This window comes from Vallicoccus soli, from assembly GCF_003594885.1.
Taxonomy (GTDB): Bacteria; Actinomycetota; Actinomycetes; order Motilibacterales; family Motilibacteraceae; genus Vallicoccus; species Vallicoccus soli.
In genome coordinates this window covers 65,729-86,333 of the sequence record NZ_QZEZ01000002.1, presented here as the reverse complement: position 1 = coordinate 86,333, position 20,605 = coordinate 65,729, and the positions used below count along the sequence as shown (strand labels likewise).

General features: G+C 79.4%; 23 protein-coding genes and 1 riboswitch. Of the genes, 20 read left to right on the top strand and 3 right to left on the bottom strand.

Annotated elements, in window-relative coordinates; genetic code table 11:
• The first annotated feature begins 16 nt into the window (after positions 1-16).
• The 9 genes from rpoZ to rpe all read left to right on the top strand — a co-directional run bounded on the left by rpoZ (position 17) and on the right by rpe (position 9,407).
• Entirely contained in the window at positions 17-283 is a 267-nt protein-coding gene (gene rpoZ, locus D5H78_RS05600) for a DNA-directed RNA polymerase subunit omega (RefSeq protein WP_119949462.1), read from the top strand.
• A gap of 11 nt (positions 284-294) precedes the next feature.
• Positions 295-1,536: a bifunctional phosphopantothenoylcysteine decarboxylase/phosphopantothenate--cysteine ligase CoaBC gene (gene coaBC, locus D5H78_RS05595; RefSeq protein WP_119949461.1), complete on the top strand. Its 1,242-nt coding sequence runs from the start codon at positions 295-297 to the stop codon at positions 1,534-1,536.
• A 100-nt stretch (positions 1,537-1,636) separates the two neighbouring features.
• Positions 1,637-2,833: a methionine adenosyltransferase gene (metK, locus tag D5H78_RS05590; protein ID WP_119949460.1), complete on the top strand. Its 1,197-nt coding sequence runs from the start codon at positions 1,637-1,639 to the stop codon at positions 2,831-2,833.
• Positions 2,834-2,900: 67 nt separating this feature from the next.
• Positions 2,901-4,949, top strand: a complete 2,049-nt coding sequence (locus D5H78_RS05585; protein ID WP_165865619.1) for a primosomal protein N' — start codon at positions 2,901-2,903, stop codon at positions 4,947-4,949.
• Positions 4,950-5,021: 72 nt separating this feature from the next.
• On the top strand, positions 5,022-5,624 hold the full coding sequence (locus D5H78_RS05580) for a DUF4282 domain-containing protein (RefSeq protein ID WP_119949459.1): 603 nt from the start codon (positions 5,022-5,024) through the stop codon (positions 5,622-5,624).
• A gap of 138 nt (positions 5,625-5,762) precedes the next feature.
• The gene (def, locus tag D5H78_RS05575; RefSeq protein ID WP_119949458.1) at positions 5,763-6,308 is read left to right on the top strand and encodes a peptide deformylase; all 546 of its coding nucleotides are present in this window, start codon (positions 5,763-5,765) and stop codon (positions 6,306-6,308) included.
• Entirely contained in the window at positions 6,309-7,235 is a 927-nt protein-coding gene (locus D5H78_RS05570; protein ID WP_119949457.1) for a methionyl-tRNA formyltransferase, read from the top strand. It begins immediately after the preceding gene.
• A 3-nt stretch (positions 7,236-7,238) separates the two neighbouring features.
• Positions 7,239-8,711, top strand: coding sequence for an RsmB/NOP family class I SAM-dependent RNA methyltransferase (locus D5H78_RS05565; RefSeq protein ID WP_119949456.1), 1,473 nt, complete (start codon positions 7,239-7,241; stop codon positions 8,709-8,711).
• Between the two features lie 9 nt (positions 8,712-8,720).
• On the top strand, positions 8,721-9,407 hold the full coding sequence (gene rpe, locus D5H78_RS05560; protein WP_119949455.1) for a ribulose-phosphate 3-epimerase: 687 nt from the start codon (positions 8,721-8,723) through the stop codon (positions 9,405-9,407).
• 29 nt (positions 9,408-9,436) lie between these two features.
• Here rpe and D5H78_RS05555 read toward each other — a convergent pair whose 3' ends face one another.
• The gene (locus D5H78_RS05555) at positions 9,437-9,778 is read right to left on the bottom strand and encodes a hypothetical protein (RefSeq protein WP_119949454.1); all 342 of its coding nucleotides are present in this window, start codon (positions 9,776-9,778) and stop codon (positions 9,437-9,439) included.
• Between the two features lie 94 nt (positions 9,779-9,872).
• Positions 9,873-10,003: riboswitch (FMN riboswitch) on the top strand.
• 118 nt (positions 10,004-10,121) lie between these two features.
• Between D5H78_RS05555 and D5H78_RS05550 the strand changes: the two genes are divergently transcribed.
• The 7 genes from D5H78_RS05550 (at position 10,122) to D5H78_RS05520 (ending at position 14,884) form a co-directional block, all read left to right on the top strand.
• On the top strand, positions 10,122-10,718 hold the full coding sequence (locus D5H78_RS05550) for a riboflavin synthase (RefSeq protein WP_119949453.1): 597 nt from the start codon (positions 10,122-10,124) through the stop codon (positions 10,716-10,718).
• A 1-nt stretch (position 10,719) separates the two neighbouring features.
• Positions 10,720-11,397, top strand: coding sequence for a nicotinamide riboside transporter PnuC (gene pnuC, locus D5H78_RS05545; RefSeq protein WP_218566280.1), 678 nt, complete (start codon positions 10,720-10,722; stop codon positions 11,395-11,397).
• Positions 11,398-11,477: 80 nt separating this feature from the next.
• Complete coding sequence (locus D5H78_RS05540) at positions 11,478-12,704, top strand: bifunctional 3,4-dihydroxy-2-butanone-4-phosphate synthase/GTP cyclohydrolase II (protein ID WP_425472926.1); 1,227 nt, start codon at positions 11,478-11,480, stop codon at positions 12,702-12,704.
• A complete protein-coding gene (ribH, locus tag D5H78_RS05535) occupies positions 12,701-13,183 on the top strand; it encodes a 6,7-dimethyl-8-ribityllumazine synthase (protein ID WP_119949452.1) in 483 nt (160 codons plus the stop codon). The genes D5H78_RS05540 and ribH overlap by 4 nt, the downstream gene beginning before the upstream one ends.
• A gap of 46 nt (positions 13,184-13,229) precedes the next feature.
• The gene (locus tag D5H78_RS05530; RefSeq protein ID WP_119949451.1) at positions 13,230-13,493 is read left to right on the top strand and encodes a phosphoribosyl-ATP diphosphatase; all 264 of its coding nucleotides are present in this window, start codon (positions 13,230-13,232) and stop codon (positions 13,491-13,493) included.
• 56 nt (positions 13,494-13,549) lie between these two features.
• On the top strand, positions 13,550-14,395 hold the full coding sequence (gene hisG / locus D5H78_RS05525) for an ATP phosphoribosyltransferase (RefSeq protein WP_119949450.1): 846 nt from the start codon (positions 13,550-13,552) through the stop codon (positions 14,393-14,395).
• Between the two features lie 3 nt (positions 14,396-14,398).
• A complete protein-coding gene (locus tag D5H78_RS05520) occupies positions 14,399-14,884 on the top strand; it encodes a PH domain-containing protein (RefSeq protein ID WP_119949449.1) in 486 nt (161 codons plus the stop codon).
• 8 nt (positions 14,885-14,892) lie between these two features.
• Here D5H78_RS05520 and D5H78_RS05515 read toward each other — a convergent pair whose 3' ends face one another.
• Together D5H78_RS05515 and D5H78_RS05510 are read right to left on the bottom strand one after the other, a co-directional pair.
• The gene (locus D5H78_RS05515) at positions 14,893-16,242 is read right to left on the bottom strand and encodes a hypothetical protein (RefSeq protein WP_119949448.1); all 1,350 of its coding nucleotides are present in this window, start codon (positions 16,240-16,242) and stop codon (positions 14,893-14,895) included.
• A complete protein-coding gene (locus D5H78_RS05510) occupies positions 16,239-16,568 on the bottom strand; it encodes a hypothetical protein (RefSeq protein ID WP_133412006.1) in 330 nt (109 codons plus the stop codon). The genes D5H78_RS05515 and D5H78_RS05510 overlap by 4 nt, the downstream gene beginning before the upstream one ends.
• A 158-nt stretch (positions 16,569-16,726) precedes the next feature.
• Between D5H78_RS05510 and D5H78_RS05505 the strand changes: the two genes are divergently transcribed.
• The 4 genes from D5H78_RS05505 to D5H78_RS05490 are packed head-to-tail and all read left to right on the top strand — an operon-like array spanning position 16,727 to position 20,445.
• Entirely contained in the window at positions 16,727-17,677 is a 951-nt protein-coding gene (locus D5H78_RS05505) for an AAA family ATPase (RefSeq protein ID WP_119949446.1), read from the top strand.
• The gene (locus D5H78_RS05500) at positions 17,674-18,783 is read left to right on the top strand and encodes a vWA domain-containing protein (RefSeq protein ID WP_119949445.1); all 1,110 of its coding nucleotides are present in this window, start codon (positions 17,674-17,676) and stop codon (positions 18,781-18,783) included. The genes D5H78_RS05505 and D5H78_RS05500 overlap by 4 nt, the downstream gene beginning before the upstream one ends.
• Positions 18,776-19,870, top strand: coding sequence for an XdhC family protein (locus D5H78_RS05495; protein ID WP_119949444.1), 1,095 nt, complete (start codon positions 18,776-18,778; stop codon positions 19,868-19,870). Before D5H78_RS05500 ends, D5H78_RS05495 begins: the two co-directional genes overlap by 8 nt.
• Positions 19,867-20,445, top strand: coding sequence for a nucleotidyltransferase family protein (locus D5H78_RS05490; protein WP_119949443.1), 579 nt, complete (start codon positions 19,867-19,869; stop codon positions 20,443-20,445). Before D5H78_RS05495 ends, D5H78_RS05490 begins: the two co-directional genes overlap by 4 nt.
• Positions 20,446-20,605: the final 160 nt, after the last annotated feature.

Genomic DNA, 20,605 nt, shown 5'->3' with positions numbered 1-20,605 from the left:
CGATCGGAAGGCACCCGTGTCCGGCACCGCCGCCACCCCCGAGGGCATCACCAACCCGCCCATCGACGACCTGCTCGAGAAGACCGACTCGAAGTACAGCCTGGTGATCTACGCCGCGAAGCGCGCGCGACAGATCAACGCGTACTACTCGCAGCTCGGCGAGGGCCTGCTGGAGTACGTCGGCCCACTGGTCGACACGCACGTGCACGAGAAGCCGCTGTCCATCGCCCTGCGCGAGATCGACGGCGGGCTCCTCACCGCCGAGAAGACCGACCAGCCCTGACCCCGACGCCGGTGGCCGCAGCGGGCGGGCGCGCGCCGAGGGTCGTCCTCGGCGTCGGCGGCGGCATCGCCGCGTACAAGGCGTGCGAGCTGCTGCGGCGGCTGTCCGAGGGCGGGTGCGCCGTCCGGGTCGTCCCGACCCGGGCGGCGCTGTCGTTCGTGGGCGAGGCCACCTGGGCCGCCCTGTCGGGGCAGCCCGTCGCCACCGAGGTCTGGGACGACGTCCACGAGGTGCCGCACGTGCGGATCGGCCGCGAGGCCGACCTCGTCGTCGTCGCGCCCGCCACCGCCGACCTGCTCGCGAAGGCCGCGCACGGGCGGGCCGACGACCTGCTCACCTCCACCCTGCTGACCGCGACCTGCCCGGTGCTCATGGCCCCCGCGATGCACACCGAGATGTGGCAGCACCCCGCGACCGTCGATAACGTCGCCGTGCTGCGCCGGCGGGGCACGGTCGTGCTCGACCCCGCCGTGGGGCGCCTCACCGGCGCCGACTCCGGTCCCGGGCGGCTGCCCGAGCCGGAGGCGGTCGCCGCGGCCGCCTGGCGCCTGCTGCGCCGCGGCCCCGGCGGGCTCGCCGCCGACCTCGCCGGGCGCCGGGTCGTCGTCTCCGCCGGCGGCACCCGCGAGCACCTCGACCCCGTGCGCTTCCTCGGCAACCGCTCCTCGGGCCGGCAGGGGTACGCGCTCGCGGCCACCGCCGCCGCCCGCGGCGCGCGGGTGGTGCTCGTCAGCGCCAACAGCGCACTGCCCGACCCCGCCGGCGTGCGGGTGCGCCGCGTCGTGTCGGCCCGCGACCTGCGCGCCGCGGTGCTCGAGGAGGCCGCGGCGGCCGACGCGGTCGTCATGGCCGCGGCCGTCGCCGACTTCCGGCCCGCCGACGTCGTCGCCACCAAGATCAAGAAGACGGGGGCCGACCCCGCCCCGCTGGCCCTCGTGCAGAACCCCGACGTGCTCGCCGAGCTGTCCGCGCACCGCGCCCGCCCCGGGCAGGTCGTCGTCGGGTTCGCCGCGGAGACCGGGGACGCCGAGGGCGACGTGCTCGCGCACGGGCGGGCCAAGCTCGCGCGCAAGGGCTGCGACCTGCTCGTCGTCAACGAGGTCGGCGACGCCGCCGGCTTCGAGCGCCCCGACAACGCCGCCGTCGTCCTCGGCGCCGACGGCAGCGAGGTGCCCGTGCCGCTCGGGCCCAAGGAGGACCTCGCCGACGTGGTCTGGGACCTCGTCGCCGCCCGCCTGCCCGCCCGGGCCTGAGCCGCCCCGGCGCGGCTATGCTCGCGCACCGGACCGCGGGAGGGCACCGCCGCTGCGGCGGCGCCGCCCCGCCACCTGCCCCCGACGACCCTGGAGCGCCATGACCCGCCGCCTGTTCACCTCCGAGTCGGTGACCGAGGGGCACCCGGACAAGATCGCGGACCAGATCAGCGACGGGGTCCTCGACGCTCTGCTCAAGGACGACCCGGCCAGCCGCGTCGCCGTGGAGACCCTCATCACGACCGGCCAGGTGCACATCGCCGGCGAGGTGACCACGTCCGCGTACGCCGACATCCCCCGGATCGTCCGCGACACGATCCTCGGCATCGGCTACGACTCGTCGTCCAAGGGCTTCGACGGGCACAGCTGCGGCGTCTCGGTGTCGATCGGCGCGCAGTCGCCCGACATCGCGCAGGGCGTCGACGAGGCGTACGAGGCCCGCACGGGCACGGCGGAGGAGGACGACCTCGACCGCCAGGGCGCGGGCGACCAGGGCCTCATGTTCGGCTACGCCAGCGCCGAGACCGCCTCGCTCATGCCGCTGCCGGTGTGGGTCGCGCACCGCCTCGCCGAGCGGCTCACCGCCGTGCGCAAGGACGCGACGCTGCCGTACCTCCGCCCGGACGGCAAGACCCAGGTCACCATCGAGTACGACGGCGACCGCGCCGTGCGCCTCGACACCGTCGTGGTCTCCAGCCAGCACGCCGCCGACATCGACCTCGCGGGGATGCTCCAGCCCGACGTCGTCGAGCACGTCATCGAGCCGGTGCTCGCGGACGTCGACCTCGACACGTCCGACTACCGGGTGCTCGTCAACCCCACCGGCCGGTTCGAGATCGGCGGGCCCATGGGCGACGCCGGGCTCACCGGCCGCAAGATCATCGTCGACACGTACGGCGGCATGGCCCGCCACGGCGGCGGCGCCTTCTCCGGCAAGGACCCGTCCAAGGTCGACCGCTCCGCGGCGTACGCGATGCGCTGGGTCGCCAAGAACGTCGTCGCCGCCGGGCTCGCCGCGCGCTGCGAGGTGCAGGTCGCGTACGCGATCGGCAAGGCCCACCCGGTCGGGCTGTTCGTCGAGACGTTCGGCACGGAGCAGGTGCCGGTCGAGCGCATCCAGGGCGCGGTGACCGAGGTCTTCGACCTGCGCCCGGCCGCGATCATCCGCGACCTCGACCTGCTGCGGCCGATCTACCAGCAGACGGCGGCGTACGGGCACTTCGGGCGGGACCTGCCGGACTTCACGTGGGAGCGCACCGACCGCGCCGACGCGCTGCGCGCCGCGGCCGGCGCCTGAGCGCTGCCCCGAGGCCGCCGCGGCGCGGCCGGGCGGTCCTGTCGGGGCCGCCCGGTAGGACGGTGGGGTGACGAGCGCGGGGGAGGCCCGGTCGGCGCGGGCGGCGCGGGCGGCGCGCGCGGCCGTGCGGCCGACGCGCCCGCGCGAGCCCGCGGCGGCCGAGCTGCCCGTCGCTCGGGTCCTGCTCGACGTGCCGCTCGCGCACCTGGACCGCCCGTTCGACTACGAGGTCGGCGCCGGCCAGGCGGCCGACGCCGTGCCCGGCGCGCGCGTGCGCGCGCGCTTCGCCGGGCGCGAGGTCGACGGCTTCGTCCTCGAGCGCTGCGGCGCGAGCGCGTACGACGGGCGCCTGGCCCGGCTCTCCCGCGTGGTGAGCCCCGAGCCGGTGCTCACGCCCGCGGTGGCGCGGCTCGCCCGCGAGGTGGCCGACCGCTGGGCCGGCACCGTCGCGGACGTCCTGCGCCTGGCCGTCCCCCCGCGGCACGCCCGCGTGGAGCAGGCGCAGGTCGCCCCGCCCGCGCCGGGGCCCGATCCCGGGCCCGGGGAGGACGCCTGGGCCGCCCTGCCCGACGCGGCGTCCTACCTGGCGGCGCTGCGGCGGGGCGCCCCGGCCCGCGCCGCGTGGCAGGCCGCGCCCGGGCAGGACTGGCCGCGGGCGCTGGCCCAGGCCGCCCGCGCGTCGTGGGAGGCCGGGCGCGGCGCGCTGCTCGTCGTCCCCGACCAGCGCGACGTGGACCGGGTGGACGCCGCGCTCGCCGCGGTCCTCCCGCCGGGCGCGCACGTGGCCCTGAGCGCGGGCCTCACGCCGGGGCGCCGCTACCGCCGCTGGCTGCGCGTGCTGCGCGGGGAGGCGCGGGTCGTCGTCGGTCCGCGCGCCGCCACCTGGGCCCCGGTCGCCGACCCCGGCCTGCTCGCGTTGTGGGACGACGGCGACGACCTGCACGCGGAGCCGCGGGCGCCGTACCCGCACGTGCGCGAGGTCCTCGCCCTGCGCGCCCACCTCGAGGGCTCCGCCCTGCTCGTGGGCGGGCACGCGCGCACCGCCGAGGCGCAGCTGCTCGTCGAGAGCGGCTGGGCCGGGTCCCTCGTCGCGCCGGCGCCGGTGCGCCGCGCCGCCGCCCCGCTCGTCCGGCTGCCGGGCGACGCGCGCGAGCACGACCGCGACCCGGCCGCCGACTCCGCCCGCCTGCCGTCGCTGGCGTGGCGCACCGCCCGCGAGGCCCTCGCCCGCGGCCCGGTGCTCGTGCAGGTGCCGCGCGCCGGCTACCTGCCCGCCCTGGCCTGCCAGGACTGCCGGACGCCGCAGCGCTGCGCCGCCTGCGACGGGCCCGTCGTCGTCACCGGGCGGGACCGCCCGCCCGCCTGCGGCTGGTGCGGGCGGCGCGACGCCCGCACCGCCTGCCCCGTCTGCGGGAGCACCCGGCTGCGCGCGGTGCGCGTCGGCAGCGAGCGCACCGCCGAGGAGCTGGGCCGCGCCTTCCCCGGCACGACCGTGCGCACCAGCGGGCGCGGCGGCGTGCTCGCCACCGTCGGGCCCGAGCCGGCGCTCGTGGTCGCGACCCCCGGCGCCGAGCCGGTCGCCGAGGGCGGGTACGCCGCGGCGCTGCTGCTCGACGGGCACCTGCTGCTGGCCCGGCCCGACCTGCGGGCGGGGGAGGAGGCCCTGCGCCGCTGGCTCGGCGCGGCGGCGCTCGTGCGCACCCGCGACGCCGGCGGCGAGGTGGTCCTGCTCGCCCCGCCCGACCAGCCCGCCGTGCAGGCCCTCGTGCGCTGGGACCCGCAGGGCGCCGCCGCCCGCGAGCTCGACGAGCGGCGGGGGGCGCACCTGCCGCCCGCGGCCCGCGTCGCGGTGCTCACCGGCCCGCCGGAGGAGGTCGCCGACCTCGCCGGCGCCGTCGAGCTGCCCCCGGGCGCGCAGGTGCTCGGGCCGGCGCCGGTCGAGGCGGCGCCGGGGGCGCCGCCCGGCGCGGACCCCGAGGTGCGGCTCGTCGTGCGCGTCCCGCCCCCGGCCGGGCGCGCGCTGACGGCCGCGCTGCGGGCCGCGCAGGCCGGGCGCAGCGCGCGCAAGGCCGACGTGCACGTGCGGGTGCAGGTCGACCCGCGCGAGCTGGGCTGAGCCGCGGCGCGGCGCGGACCGCCCGGCCCGGCGCCGCCCTACGGTGGCCGCACCCGAGACGGAGGGACGCACGTGAGCCAGAACCGGCTGGAGTCCAAGGGCTTCTTCGCCGCCCTGTTCGACTTCTCCTTCACCTCGTTCATCACCCTGAGGTTCCTGCGGGTGATCTACGCGGTGCTCGTCGGGCTGATCCTGCTCGGCGGCCTGTTCTTCCTGGCGAGCCTGCTCCTCACCGGCGAGCCCGGGGCGGTGCTGCTGGCGGTCGTCGTCGTGCCGCCCGTCACGCTGCTCTACCTGGTCGTCGCCCGGGTCTACCTCGAGCTCGTCGCGCTGCTGTTCCGCATCGGCGAGAACACCTCGGTCATGGCGCGGGCCCTGCTCGCCCAGACCGGTGGCGCGCCGGGGGGCCCGTACGCGCCGGGCGCGCCGTACGTCCCCGCCGCGCCCGCGGCGCCCTGGGGGCCGCCGCCGCACGCCGGGGGGTCCCCGTACGGCGCCCCGGCGCCCGGCCCCGCGCCCGGCCCCGCGCCCGCCCCGGCGCCCGGCCCGGCGCCCGGCCCGGCGCAGGGCGGGCCGTCGCCGTACGCGCCGCCGGCGCCCGAGGGCCCGTACGGCGCCCCGGCCGCGGACGACCCCCACGCGCCGTACCGCCGCCCGGACCGCGACGAGGGCTGAGGGGCGCGGGGCTCCGGACCGCCCCGGCGGCGCGCCCCGGGTAGGCTCGACGACCGTCCGCGCCGCCGGCGACGCCCGCGGCCGGACCGCCGACCGACCCGTACGCCGACCCACCGGCCGACCCACTGGGGGACCTGCGTGGCCATCCAGCCCATCCGCCTCTTCGGGGACCCGGTGCTGCGCACCCCGGCCGAGCAGGTCGTCGACTTCGACCGCGAGCTGCGCCGGCTCGTGCAGGACCTCACCGACACGATGCTCGACGCGCCGGGCGTGGGGCTCGCCGCGCCGCAGCTCGGGGTGTCGCTGCGCGTGTTCACCTACCACGTGGACGGTGTCCTCGGGCACGTCGTGAACCCGACGCTCGACCTCGGCGAGGAGGAGCAGGAGGGCGAGGAGGGCTGCCTCAGCTTCCCCGGCCTCGCGTACCCGACGAAGCGCGCCTGGCGGGTCGTGGCCAAGGGGTTCGACGTGCACGGCGAGCCCGTCGAGCTCGAGGGGACCGACCTGCTCGCCCGCTGCGTGCAGCACGAGACGGACCACCTCGACGGCGTCCTGTTCATCGACCGGCTCGACCGCGAGCAGCGCAAGGCGGCGATGCGCGCCATCCGCGAGGCCGAGTGGGGCGGGGCGCCCGCGCCGACGGTCAAGGTGTCGCCGCACGCGACGTTCGGCCGGGCCCGCTAGGTGCGCCTGGTCCTCGCCGGCACCCCCGAGGTGGCGGTCGCCTCGCTGGACGCCCTGCTGGCAAGCCGGCACGAGGTCGCGGCCGTCGTCACCCGCCCGGACGCCCCGCGCGGGCGGGGGCGCCGCCAGGCCGCGTCGCCGGTCGCCGAGCGGGCCCGCGCGGCCGGCCTCGAGGTGCTCACCCCCGCCCGCCCGTCCGAGCCGGCGTTCCTCGAGCGGCTCGCCGCCCTGGCGCCGGACTGCTGCCCCGTCGTCGCGTACGGCGCCCTCGTCCCCCGCGCCGCGCTCGACGTGCCGCGGCACGGCTGGGTCAACCTGCACTTCTCGCTGCTGCCGGCCTGGCGCGGCGCCGCGCCGGTGCAGCGGGCGCTGCTCGCCGGCGACGACGTCACCGGCGCCTCGACGTTCCGGCTGGAGGAGGGGCTCGACACCGGGCCGGTGTACGGGGTCGTCACCGAGCAGGTGCGCCCGCGCGACACGAGCGGCGACCTGCTCGGCCGGCTGGCCGTCAGCGGCGCCCGCCTGCTCGTGGCGACGCTCGACGGCCTCGAGGACGGCGCCCTCGTCCCGGTGCCCCAGCCCGGCGAGGGGGTCTCGCACGCCCCGAAGCTCACCGTGCAGGACGCGCGGGTCGACTGGGCGGCGCCCGCGCAGCGGGTCGACCGGCTCGTGCGCGCCTGCACGCCGGCTCCCGGCGCCTGGACGACGTGGCGCGGGGAGCGGCTCAAGCTCGGCCCCCTCGAGCCCGCGCCCGGCGGGGACGCCCTCGCCCCCGGCGAGCTCCGCGCCGGGCGGGACGGGGTGCTGGTCGGCACCGGCTCGCACCCGGTGCGCCTCGGCGAGGTCCGCCCGCAAGGCCGCGGCGCCATGGCCGCCACCGCCTGGGCCAACGGCGCGCGCCCCCACCCCGGCGAGCGGCTGGGCTGAGCCGTGGACGAGCGCAGGGGCAGGGGAGGGCGGCCGGGGCCGCGACGGCCCGAGCGGGGCGGCGCGGCGCGGCGCCCCGGGGGACGCCCCGGCGGGGCCCGGCCCCGGCGGGCGCCGGAGCCGGACGCGCCGCGGCAGGTCGCGCTGGAGCTGCTGCGCGCGGTGCGCGAGCGCGACGCGTACGCGAACCTCACCCTGCCCGCCCTGCTGCGCGAGCGCGGGCTCGGCGGGCGCGACGCCGCGTTCGCGACCGAGCTCGGCTACGGGACGCTGCGCGGGCTGGGCACGTACGACGCCGTGCTGGGGGCCTGCGTCGACCGGCCGCTCGACGCGGTCGACCCGCCGGTGCTCGACGTGCTGCGCCTCGGCGCGCACCAGCTGCTGGCGATGCGGGTTCCGCCGCACGCGGCGGTGTCCGCGACGGTCGACCTCGCGCGGGTCGTGCTCGGCGAGGGGCGGGGCTCGTTCGTCAACGCGGTGCTGCGCCGGGTCGGCCGCCAGGACCTCGACGCGTGGGTGCGCGAGGTCGCGCCCCCGGCCGAGCGGGACGCCGTCGGCCACCTGAGCGTGGCCCGCTCGCACCCCCGCTGGGTCGTCGCCGCCCTGCGCGAGGCCCTGGCCGGCGACGACGCCGAGCTCGACGCGCTGCTCGCCGCCGACAACGCGCCCGCCGCGGTGACCCTCGTCGCCCGGCCGGGGCGCGCCGAGGTCGACGAGCTGCTCGCGGCGGGCGCCGAGCCGGCCCGCTGGTCGCCGGTCGCCGCCGTGCTGCCCTCGGGCGACCCCGGGGAGCTCGACGCGGTGCGCGAGGGGCGCGCCGGGGTGCAGGACGAGGGCTCGCAGCTCGTGGCCCTCGCGCTCGCCGCGGCACCGCTCGAGGGCCGCGACGAGCAGTGGCTCGACGTGTGCGCCGGCCCCGGCGGCAAGGCCGCCCTGCTCGCGGCGCTCGCCGCGCAGCGCGGAGCCCGGCTGCTCGCCGGCGAGGTGCAGCCGCACCGCGCCCGGCTGGTGCACGCCGTCACCGGCGGGGTCGCCGGCGCGCAGGTCGTCGTGGCCGACGGGCGCCGCCCGCCGTGGCGCCCCGGCGCCTTCGACCGCGTGCTCGTCGACGCGCCGTGCACCGGGCTCGGCGCGCTGCGCCGGCGCCCGGAGGCCCGCTGGCGCCGGCGCGCCGAGGACCTCGGCCCGCTCGTCGCCCTGCAGGACGAGCTGCTCGCCGGGGCGCTGGCCGCGGTCCGCCCCGGCGGCGTGGTCGCGTACGTCACCTGCTCCCCGCACCTGGCCGAGACCCGGGCCGTCGTCGCGGCGGCGCTGCGGCACCACCCGGACGTCGAGCAGCTCGACGCCCGCCCCCTGCTCCCGGGCGTCCCGGACCTCGGGCCGGGGCCGGCGGTGCAGCTGTGGCCCCACCGGCACGGCACCGACGCCATGCACCTGGCGCTGCTGCGCCGCGGGGGCGCCGCGCCGCCCTCGTAGGCTGCGCCCGTGGCCGTCCAGATCGCACCCAGCATCCTCAACGCCGACTTCGCCCACCTGGCCGACGAGGTGGGGCGCATCGCCCCCGCCGCGGACTGGGTGCACGTGGACGTCATGGACGGGCACTTCGTGCCGAACCTGACCCTCGGGCTGCCCGTCGTCGAGCGCCTCGCGCAGGCGAGCGCGCTGCCGCTGGACTGCCACCTCATGATCGAGGACCCGGACCGCTGGGCCCCCGGCTACGCCGAGGCCGGCGCCGCGAGCGTCACCTTCCACGTCGAGGCCGCCAGGGCCCCGGTGCGCCTGGCCCGCGACCTGCGCGCCGCCGGCGCGCGCGCCGGGCTCGCCCTGCGCCCCGCCACCGCGGTCGACAGCGTGCGCGACGTGCTCGGGGAGGTCGACATGCTGCTGCTCATGAGCGTCGAGCCGGGCTTCGGCGGGCAGGGCTTCCTCGACCTCGTGCTGCCGAAGGTCCGCCGGGCGCGCGAGCTGGTCACCGACCTCGACGTGCGGATCCAGGTCGACGGCGGGGTCTCGTCCGCGACGATCGAGCGCTGCGTGGACGCCGGCGCGGACGTGCTCGTGGCCGGCTCCGCGGTCTACGGCGCCGACGACCCCGCGGAGGCGGTGCGGGCGCTCAAGGCCCAGGGGCAGGCGGCCGCGGACGCGTCGTGGTGGGGCGGCGCGGGGTCCTGACCCCGCCCCCGACGTCGCAGGACCGGGGGTCAGCGACCGGGCGGGAGCACCCGGGCGGCGCGGGTCACGTCGACGACGTGCACCACGTGGTGGTGGACGACGTGGTGCACCACCCGCCCGGTGATCTCGACGGCCGCGGGCCCGCGGCGCCCGGCTCCGAGGGCCTGGCGCGCGACCGAGACGGCGAGGCCGAGGCCGACGGTCGCCGTGGCGCCCGCGGCGGCGGCGACGCCCGGGCGGCGCACGAGCTCCGCCCAGCGCCCGGCCGGGCGCACCGGGAGGCTGCGCGGCGGCAGGACGACGCCCTGCTGCGGCTCCGGGTGCACGGGGTCCTCGGCGGCGGGCGGGGCGGGGTCGGGGCGCTGGTCCACCCGGCGATCCTCCCCCGCGCGCCGCGCCGAGGTCCAGCGCCGCGGCGGGGCGCCGGGAACACGCCGACGTGCCATGCTGTTGCCCGCGACAGCAACGCGTGCTCCGGGGTCGGTGCAATTCCGAACCGGCGGTGACAGTCCGCGACCCGGCCGAAGCCATCGGCCGGTTGACCCGGTGGGACTCCGGGACCGACGGTGAGAGTCCGGACGGGAGGCAGCACGCGGCGGCGGCCGGTCCGGCCGTGCGCCCCGTCCGGGGTGCGCGAGCGGCCCTGCCGCCGACCCGCACGCCTCCCTCGCGCGCCCCGGTGACCGCACCCGGCACGGCGGAGGGACGCAGGGGATGTTCACCGGGATCGTCGAGGAGATCGGCGAGGTCGAGCGTGTCGAGGCGCTCGACGACGGCAGCGCGCGCCTCGTGGTGCGCGGCCCGCTCGTGACGAGCGACGCGGGGCACGGCGACTCGATCGCCGTCTCGGGCGTCTGCCTCACCGTCACCGCGCTCGACGGCGGCGCGTTCGCCGTCGACGTCATGAAGGAGAGCCTGGACCGCACGCGCCTCGGCGCGCTGGCCGCGGGCAGCGCCGTGAACCTGGAGCGGGCCCTCGCCGCCTCGGGGCGCTTCGGCGGGCACGTCGTGCAGGGGCACGTCGACGGCACCGCGGCGCTGCTGCACCGCTCGCCGGCGCAGCACTGGGACGTCCTGCGGTTCTCCCTGCCGGCGGCGCTGGGCCGCTACGTCGTGGAGAAGGGCTCCATCACCGTCGACGGCGTCTCGCTCACCGTCTCGGCGGTCGGCGCGGACTGGTTCGAGGTGAGCCTCATCCCCACGACCCTCGAGCGCACGACGCTCGGCGCGCTCGCGCCGGGCGAGCCGGTCAACCTGGAGGTGGACGTGCTCGCGAAGTACGTCGAGAAGCTGCTCGGGGCGGGGGCCTGACGTGCTGCGCTGGCTCTTCGAGGCCGAGCTGCACGTGCTCGGCTCCACCATCCTCTGGCGCGAGGTCGTCGGGAACGGCTTCGGCCTGGCCAGCGCCGTGCTCGGCATGCGCCGCAGGGTGTGGGCGTGGCCGGTCGGCATGGCCGGCAACCTCCTGCTGCTCACCGTCTTCCTCGGCGCGGTGTTCGCCACCCCGCAGCAGGTCGACCTCTACGGCCAGGCCGGCCGGCAGGTGTTCTTCTTCGCGGTGAGCGCGTACGGCTTCTGGCGCTGGCACCGCGGCGAGGTCGACGGCGGTGCGGCGGTCCTGCCCCGCTGGGCGAGCGCCCGCGAGCGGCTCGCGCTCGGCGCCGTCGCCGCGGCCGGGGTCGCCCTGGCGTACGTCGTCCTGCGCGCCCTCGGCAGCTGGGGGCCGCTCGCCGACGCCTGGATCCTCGTGGGGTCCCTGCTCGCGACGTACGGGATGGCCCGCGGGCTCATCGAGTTCTGGCTCGTCTGGGTCGCGGTCGACCTGGTCGGGGTCCCGCTGCTCGTCGCGGCCGGCTTCTACCCGTCCGCGCTGCTCTACGGCGTGTACGGCGCCTTCTGCCTCGTCGGGCTGCGGGCGTGGGTGCGCGTGCGGCGCGACCTGGACGCCGCGGCCACCGCCGCCGCGCCGCTGCCGGCGGGTGCGCCGTGACCGCCGTGGGCACCGTGGGCGCCGCCCTGGTGCGCCTGGACCCCGTCGAGCGCGCCGTGGCCGACGTCGCCGCCGGGCGGATGGTCGTCGTCGTCGACGACGCGGACCGCGAGGACGAGGGCGACCTCGTCATGGCGGCCTCCGCCGTCACCCCCGAGGCGATGGCGTTCCTCGTCCGGCACACCAGCGGCGTGGTGTGCGTCCCCATGACGGGCCAGGACCTCGACCGGCTCGCGCTGCCGCCCATGACCGAGGTCAACGAGGACCGCAAGCAGACGGCGTACGCCGTGTCGGTCGACGCCCGCGAGGGCGTCACCACCGGCATCTCGGCGCGCGACCGCGCGCGCACCGCGCGGCTGCTCGCCGACCCCGCGACCACGGCGGGCGACCTGTCCCGGCCGGGGCACCTCTTCCCGCTGCGCGCGGTCGAGGGCGGGGTGCTGCGCCGCGCCGGCCACACCGAGGCCGCGGTGGACCTCGCCCGGCTCGCCGGGCTCGCCCCGGTGGGCGTCATCGCCGAGGTCGTCGGCGAGGACGGCGAGATGGCCCGGCTGCCCGAGCTGCGCCGCTTCGCGGACGAGCACGGCCTCGCGCTGGTGTCGGTGGCCGACCTCGTGGCGCACCGCCGGCGCACCGAGTCGCTCGTGGAGCGGCGGGCCGAGACACGGCTGCCGACGGTGCACGGGGAGTTCCGGGCGGTCGGCTACCGCGCGACCCTCGACGGGTCCGAGCAGGTCGCGCTCGTCATGGGCGACCCGACGCCGGACGGCACGCCGCCGGGCGGGCCGGACGCGCTGGTGCGCGTGCACTCGGAGTGCCTCACCGGCGACGTCTTCGGCTCCACCCGCTGCGACTGCGGCACCCAGCTCGCGGCCTCGATGGCGGCCGTGGCCCGCGAGGGCCGCGGGGTGGTGCTCTACCTGCGCGGCCACGAGGGCCGGGGGATCGGCCTGCTGCACAAGCTGCAGGCGTACCAGCTGCAGGACCGCGGCGCGGACACCGTCGACGCCAACCTCGAGCTGGGGCTGCCGGCCGACGCGCGGGACTACGGCATCGGCGCGGCCGTGCTCGCCGACCTCGGCGTGCGGCGGATGCGCCTGCTCACCAACAACCCCGACAAGCGGGCCGGGCTGACCGGGCACGGCCTGACCGTCACCGAGCGGGTGCCGCTGCCGACGCTCGCCACCCGCGACAACCTGGCGTACCTGCGCACCAAGCGCGACCGCATGGGCCACGACATCGACCTGCCGGACACCCTCCTGCCGGACGACGCGGCCCTCGACGACCTGGGAGGGTCCCCGACGTGAGCGGAGCAGGAGCACCGGTGCTGCGGCTGGAGGGCGCGCAGGACCTGCGGGTCGCGGTCGTGGCCGCGCAGTGGCACGAGCGCGTCATGGACGGCCTGCTCGCGGGGGCGCACCGCGCCCTCGACGAGGCCGGGGTGCGCGGCGCGACGGTCGTCCGGGTGCCGGGCAGCTTCGAGCTGCCCGTGGCGGCGCTGCGCCTCGCCCAGCTCGGGTACGACGCCGTCGTCGCCCTCGGCGTCGTCGTGCGCGGCGGCACGCCGCACTTCGACTACGTGTGCCAGGCGGCGACGAGCGGGTGCACCGAGGTGTCCCTGCGCACGGGCGTGCCCGTGGGCTTCGGCGTGCTGACCTGCGACACGGACGAGCAGGCGCTCGACCGGGCCGGGCTGCCGGGCTCGCGCGAGGACAAGGGCCACGAGGCGGTGACCGCGGCGCTCGCGACCGCGCTCGCGCTGCGCGGCCTCGCCCCCGCCCGCTGAGCGGCCCGCCGCGCCGGCGACCGGGCCCCGCGTAGGCTGGCCCCCTGTGAAGACGTTCGAGCAGCTGTTCGCCGAGCTCAGCGACAAGGCGGTGTCCCGCCCCGCGGGCAGCGGCACCGTCGCGGCGCTCGACGCCGGGGTCCACGCCATCGGCAAGAAGGTCGTCGAGGAGGCGGCCGAGGTGTGGATGGCCGCGGAGCACGAGGGCCCCGAGCGCGCCGCCGAGGAGATCTCGCAGCTGCTCTACCACCTCCAGGTGCTCATGATCGCGTCGGGGCTCGGCCTCGACGACGTGTACGCCCACCTCTGAGCGCGCCGCAGCGCTCCCGCCCGCACCGCCACCACCAGCCGAGGGGACCCCCGCCCATGCTCCGCGTCGCCGTGCCGAACAAGGGCTCGCTGTCCGAGGCGGCCAGCGGCATGCTCCGCGAGTGCGGCTACCGCCAGCGCTCGGACCACCGCGAGCTCGTGCTGCAGGACCCCGACAACGGCACCGAGTTCTTCTTCCTGCGCCCGCGCGACATCGCCGTCTACGTCGGTGCGGGGCAGCTCGACGTCGGCATCACCGGGCGCGACCTCCTGCTCGACAGCGGCGCGCCCGCCGAGGAGCTGCTCGCCCTGGGCTTCGGCGGCTCGACGTTCCGCTACGCCGCCCGCCCCGGCACGGCCGCGCAGGTCGAGGACTTCGCCGGGCGGCGCGTCGCCACGTCGTACCCCGGCCTCGTCGCCAAGCACCTGGCCGACCGCGGGGTCAGCGCCGAGGTGGTGCGCCTCGACGGTGCGGTGGAGACCGCGGTGCAGCTCGGCGTCGCCGACGTCATCGCGGACGTCGTGTCCACCGGCACGACGCTGCGCCAGGCCGGGCTCGAGGTCGTCGGGGAGCCGATCCTGCACTCCGAGGCGGTGCTCGTGCGCCGCACCGGCGCGGAGCCCTCGCCGGCCGTCGAGCAGCTGCGCCGCCGGCTGCAGGGCGTGATGATCGCCCGGCAGTACGTCCTCATGGACTACGACATCCGCGCCGAGCTCGTCGACCAGGCCGTGCAGCTGACCCCGGGCCTGGAGTCGCCCACCGTGTCGCCGCTGCACGACCGCGGCTGGGTCGCGGTGCGCGCGATGGTGCCGCGGCGCGACACCAACCGCGTCATGGACGAGCTGTGGGAGCGCGGGGCCCGCGGGATCCTCGTCACCGACATCTCCGCCTGCCGGCTCTGAGCGGTGCCCGACCCCTCCGCGCCCCGCTCCGCCGACGCCCTCCCGGCGCTGCCGCTGGTGCTCCGCCCGCGCACCGCCCGGCGGGTGCTCTACCCCCTCGTCGCCCTCGTCCTCGTCGCCTTCGTCGGCGGTGCGCTCCTGCTGCCCGGTGAGGGCCGCGGCGCCTTCGGCCCCGCCGACCGCGCGGGCGTCGTCGCCACCGGCCTGGCGATCGCGTGGGTGATGCACCGCATCGCGGCGGTGCGCGTGCTGTGCCGCGAGAGCGGGCTGCGCGTGGTCAACGTGCTGCGCAGCCGCGACGTGGAGTGGGCCGAGGTGCTCGGCGTGCGCCTCGGGCAGGCCGCCCCCTGGCTGCAGCTGGACCTGTCCGACGGCACCACGCTGGCGGCGATGGGGGTGCAGGGCAGCGACGGCGAGCACGCCCGGACGCAGGCGCGCACCCTGGCGCGCCTCGTGCAGGACCGCAGCCGCACGGAGCACGACCGCTAGCGCCGCCCTCACCGCCGGCCCCCGCGCGGCGCGCCGTTGCGCACGTCGACGACCACCCGCTCCACGCGGACGTGCTCGCCGGGCCCGGCGAGGAAGGCGTGCGCTCCGGCGACCCAGGCGCGCACCGAGCCCGCGCCGCGCCCGCCCGGGCCGTCGAGGCCGTCGAGGCCCCGCGCCGCCGCGAGGTAGGACCCGCCCAGCGCGTGCGCCGCGGCGACGCCGCCCGGGTCAGACCCGCCGACGAGCACCGTCGTGCGCCCGCGCGCGTCGGGCGGGCGGGCGCCGTCGAGGCGCGGCACGAGGTCGTGGCGGGCCTCGAGGGCGAGCGAGCGCGCCCCGGCGGGCAGGTCCGCCCGGCCGGTCGGCGCACCCGTGGTGAGCAGGTGGGTCACCCGCCGCGCCGGGTCGCCCGCCCAGCGCCGGGCCGCGGCGGCCGCCAGCAGCCCGCCCTGGCTGTGCCCGACGAGCAGCAGCGGCTCGCCCGGGCGGACCCCGGCCCGCGCGAGCGCGGCGTCGAGCCCGTCGAGGCGGGCGGTCGCGGTGGTCGTCCCCTGCACGAGGTCGAGGTTCGTGCGCAGGTCCGACAGGTACGCGCGCTCGCGCGGGTCGACCTGCCAGTCGCGCGTCCCGGGCAGCAGCACCACCCACGCGGTGCGCACCGGCCCGCGCGGGACCGCCCCGCCGCCGCGCGTGCGCACCCGCAGCAGCTCCACCTCGCCCTGGCGGTCGCCGCGCGCCGCGGCCTCGCGGGCGGCGAGGGCCGCGACGAGGTCGCCCAGCCCCCGCGGTGCCGCACCGGGCGAGCGCACGGGCGCGCCGGCGGTGCCGGCCCCGGGGTCGTACAGGCCCGCCACCAGCGCCGCCGCACCGGCGACGCCGCCGGGCCACAGCAGGTCCACGGCGTCCAGGGCCCCGTCGAGCGCCGCGTGCAGCGCCGTGCGCCCGACCCCGTCGACCGCCCGCGGGCGCCGTGCCGGTGGCGCCGGGGCGGGCAGCGCGAGGCGCAGCGGGTGCCGGTCGGCCGGCCCGAGCTCGCCCGGGCCGACGGCCCGACGGTCGGCGGCGCGGTAGGCGGCCACGGCGGCGACGACGGCGGCGGCGTGCGCCTGCATCCGCAGCCCCGCCGTGAGCACCGACCGGGCGCACGCCGCCACCGCCGCCTGGGCCCGCACGGCCCCGCCGGGCACCAGCGCCGCCGAGGCGAGCAGCGCCGGGTCGGCCGCGCACCGGCCGAGCCGGGCCGCCAGCCCGAGGGCGCCCGAGCCGGCGCCGGCGAGCACGTCCGCGCAACGCAGCAGGGCGGCGTACGTCGCGGCGGACCCGCGCGCGCCGCCGCCCACCTCGACGGGCAGCGTCACGGCGCGCCCCCGAGCCCCCGCACCGGGTCGAGGGCGACCCGCGCCGCCGCGGCGGCCGCCGCGCCCCGGGCGGCGGCACCGCGGACCTCCTCGGCGTGCGCGCGCAGCAGCAGCGCGGCGGCGCCCGCGTCGTCCGCCGCGCGCACCAGGTCCTCCGCGTCGCGGCGGGCCGCGGCCCGGGCGGCGTCCGCCCCCGGCCCGGTCCAGTCCGCGCCCGGCGGTGCCGCCCGCACCGACCCGGCGAGCTCCAGCACCTGCTCGCGCAGGCGGAGCAGGTCGGCCGCGAGGTCGTCGAGGTGGCCGGGGTCGACCGCCGGCAGGTCCACGGGCTCCTCCGTCCCGCGCCGGACGTCCCGGCGCCGGGGGCGGACCGTACGCGCCGCCGCGCCCTCGACCACCGCCGTCCACAGGCCGCGCGGCGCGCGGGCGGGCGCCGCGCGCGGTGCAGGTCCCCGCCGGCCCCTCGGGGCCGTAGCGTGCCCCTGTGGACAGCCCGCCCGCCGGCCCGCCCGGCCCGCCCGGCCCGCCGCGCGACCCCGCGGCGCTCGCGGGCGCCCTCGCGCGCCACGGCTACCTCGCCGACCGCGGGACGGCCACGGCGGCGTACCTCGCGCTGCGGACCGGGCGCCCGCTGCTCCTCGAGGGCGAGCCGGGCACGGGCAAGACGAGCCTGGCCACGGCGCTGGCCGGCGTCCTCGGGGCGCCGTCGTTCCGGCTGCAGTGCTACGAGGGGCTCGACGCGGCGCAGGTCCTCTACGACTGGGACTTCCCGCGCCAGCTGCTGCACCTGCGGGCGGTCGAGGCCGCGGGCGGGGCCGCCCGCGCGGCCGAGGACCTCGAGCGCTCGGTCCACGAGCGCCGCTTCCTCGTGGCGCGCCCGCTGCTGCAGGCCCTGGAGGCGAGCCGGCCCGGGCGCCCGAGCGTCCTGCTCGTCGACGAGGTGGACCGGGCCGACGACGCGTTCGAGGCGTACCTGCTGGAGGTCCTCGCCGACGCGGCCGTCACGGTCCCCGAGCTCGGCACCCTGCGGGCCGAGGAGCCCCCGGTCGTCGTCCTGACGAGCAACCGCACCCGCGACCTGCACGACGCGCTGCGCCGGCGCTGCCTCTACCACTGGGTCGAGCACCCCGACCCCGAGCGCGAGGTCGCCGTGCTGCGCCTGCGCCTGCCCGAGGTGACCGAGCGGCTCGCCCGGCAGGTCGCCGCGGCGGCCGGGGCGCTGCGCGCGGCCGCCCTCGTCAAGCCCCCCGGCCTCGCCGAGTCGCTCGACTGGGCGGGCGCCGTGCACGCGCTGGGAGCCGGTGAGCTGGACGCCGAGGTGGTCGAGGGCTCGCTGGGCGCGGTCCTCAAGCACCGGGAGGACCGCGAGCGGGTGCTGCGCGCGGGCGCCCCGTCGGTCGAGGACCTGGTCGCGGCCGCGCGGAGGGCCGGGTGAGCGCCGTGGAGGGGCTGGCGCGCCTCGCCGCCTGCGCCCGGCGCGAGGGGGTCGCCGCGAGCACGGACCGCGTCGAGGCGCTGCTGCGCTGCGCAGACGCGCTCGGCCCCGCCGGGCGCGAGGACGTGTACTGGGCCGGTCGGGTCGCGCTGTGCGGCGGGCCGGACGACCTGCCCCGGTACGACCGCGCCTTCGCCCGCTTCCTCGGCGCCGACCCGGCCGGTGCCGCCGCGGGACCGCCGGTCGTCGTGGACCGGCCGGTGGCGGCCGCGGACGGCGCGGGGACCGAGGGCGACGGCGCCCGGCGCACCCTGGCCGACGTGCGGGAGGTGCTGCGCGGGCGCGACCTCGGCGCGCTCGACGCCCTCGGCGAGGACGAGCGCGAGGCCGTACGGCGCCTCGTCGCGCTGCTGCGCCCCGTCGGCGCCCTGCGGCCGTCGCGGCGCCGGCGGCCGGCGCCGCACGGCGAGGTGGACCGGCGCCGCACGGTCCGCGACGCCCTGCGCCACGGCGGGGAGGTCGTCGCGCTGCGGCACCGCCGCCGGGTGCGCCGCCCGCGCCCGCTGCTCGTCGTCGTCGACGTGAGCGGCTCGATGCAGCCGTACGCCGACGCGTACCTGCGCCTGGCGCACGCCGCGGCCCGCGCCCGGCCCGGCACCGAGGTGTTCACCATCGGCACCCGGCTCACCCGGGTGACCCGGGAGGTCGCTCACCCCGACCCCGACGAGGCCCTGCGCGCCGTCGCGGCGGCGGTGCCCGACTGGTCCGGCGGCACCCGGCTGGGGGAGCAGCTCGCCGCGCTGCTCGAGCGCTGGGGCCGGGCCGGGGCCGCCCGCGGCGCCGTCGCCGTCGTGCTGTCCGACGCGTGGGAGCGCGGCGACTGCGCGCTGCTCGGCGAGCAGCTCGAGCGGCTGGGCCGGCTCGCGCACCGCGTGGTCTGGGTCGACCCGCACGAGGGGAAGCCCGGCTACGCGCCGCTGACGGCCGGCATGCGCACCGTCCTGCCCCGCGTCGACGCCGTGGTGAGCGGCTGGACGCTCGAGGCCCTCGAGCGGCTCTGCGCGGTGCTCGCCGCCCCGCAGCACGGGACGGCGCGCCGTGCGTGAGGTGCTCGACGACCTCGTGCGCTGGCACCGCGAGGGCCGCGCCGGGGCCGTCGCGACGGTGGTGCGGACCTGGCGGTCGGCGCCCCGCGCCGCCGGCGCCGCGATGGCCGTGTCCGCCGACGGCGAGGTCGTCGGCAGCGTGAGCGGCGGGTGCGTCGAGGGCGCCCTCTACGAGGTGGCCCGCGAGGTCGTCGCCTCGGGCCGCCCGGTGGTGCAGCGGTACGGGGTGAGCGACGACGACGCGCTCGCGGTCGGGCTGACGTGCGGGGGCGAGCTCGAGGTGCTCGTGGCCCCGTCCGACGGCGCGCTCGCCGAGGAGGTCGCGGCGGCCGTCGCCGCGGGGGAGCCGCTGGCCGTGGCCACGCTCGTCGAGGGCGTGCACGGGCCGGGGCCGCAGCTCGTCGTCCGCCCGGGCTCGAGCCGGGGCTCCCTCGGCGGGGAGCGGCTGGACGCCGCGGTCGTCGACGACGCCCGCGGGCTGCTCGCCCGCGGTGCGACCGGCACCCTGCACCTGGGCCCGGACGGCGAGCGGCGCGGGGAGGGCACGACCGTGCTCGTGCAGTCCTTCGCCCCGCCGCCGCGCATGCTGGTGTTCGGCGCCATCGACTTCGCCGCCGCCGTGGCCCGGATCGGCGCGTTCCTCGGCTACCGGGTGACGGTCTGCGACGCGCGGCCGGTGTTCGCGACCGCGCGGCGGCTGCCCGGCGCCGACGAGGTGGTCGTCGAGTGGCCGCACCGCTACCTCGCCCGCACCGAGGTCGACGAGCGGACCGTCGTCTGCGTCCTCACCCACGACCCGAAGTTCGACGTGCCGCTCCTCGAGGTCGCGCTGCGGACCCCGGCCGCGTACGTGGGGGCGATGGGCTCGCGCCGCACCCACGAGGACCGGCTGGCCCGGCTGCGCGAGCGGGGGCTGGGCGAGGCGGAGCTGGCGCGGCTGTCCTCGCCCATCGGGCTGGACCTCGGCGCGCGGACCCCGGAGGAGACCGCCGTGTCCGTCGCCGCCGAGATCACCGCGCTGCGCTGGGGCGGTACGGGCCGCCGGCTCAGCGACCTGTCCGGCCCGGTCCACCACGACCGGCCGTGAGGACGGCGGGGCTGGTGCTCGCCGCCGGCGCGGCGCGCCGGCTCGGCCGGCCCAAGCACCTGCTCGAGCGCGACGGGCGCCCGTACGCGGCCCTGGCCGTGGACGCCCTGCGCGGCGGCGGGTGCGACGGCCCGGTGCTCGTCGTGCTGCGCCCCGGCGCGGCGCTGCCGCCCGGCTGCGCCGCGGTGCCCCTGCGCCACCCGGGCGCCGACGACGGGCAGGGCTCGTCGCTGCGCGCGGGCCTGGCCGCCGTCGCCGCCGACCCCGCCGTCGGCCGCGTCGTGGTGACGCTCGTCGACACGCCCGGGGTCGGGCCGGAGCACGTGCGGCGCCTGCTCGCCGCGGCGGCGCCGGACGCGGCCGTGGCGACGTACGCCGGCGCGCCCCGCACCCCCGTCCTGCTCGCGCGCCGGACGTGGGGGGCGGTCGCGGCCCTGGCGCGCGGCGAGACCGGGGCCCGCGGGTGGCTGCGCGCCCACCCGGACCGGGTCGTCGCCGTCGAGTGCGGCGACCTCGGGCCGTGGCAGGACGTGGACGTCCCGGCGGACCTGCTCCGCCCGCCGGGAGGCGCGTGATCGGGGAGGCATGATCGCGGCCGGGGGGCTGCATGATCGCGGCCGGGGGGCTGCATGGTCGCGGCCGGGGGCTGCATGATCGCGGCCGGGGGGCTGCATGGTCGCGGCCGGGGGGCTGCATGGTCGCGGCCGGGGCGGGGCACGCCTCACGGCCGCGCGG

What these genes read in the sequence shown, in the direction of transcription:
- D5H78_RS05540 (WP_425472926.1), top strand. Translation starts at nt 11,478, where the DNA reads ATGGTCGTCGTCGTCGACGACGCGGACCGCGAGGACGAGGGCGACCTC.
- metK (WP_119949460.1), top strand. Translation starts at nt 1,637, where the DNA reads ATGACCCGCCGCCTGTTCACCTCCGAGTCGGTGACCGAGGGGCACCCG.
- D5H78_RS05550 (WP_119949453.1), top strand. Translation starts at nt 10,122, where the DNA reads ATGTTCACCGGGATCGTCGAGGAGATCGGCGAGGTCGAGCGTGTCGAG.
- hisG (WP_119949450.1), top strand. Translation starts at nt 13,550, where the DNA reads ATGCTCCGCGTCGCCGTGCCGAACAAGGGCTCGCTGTCCGAGGCGGCC.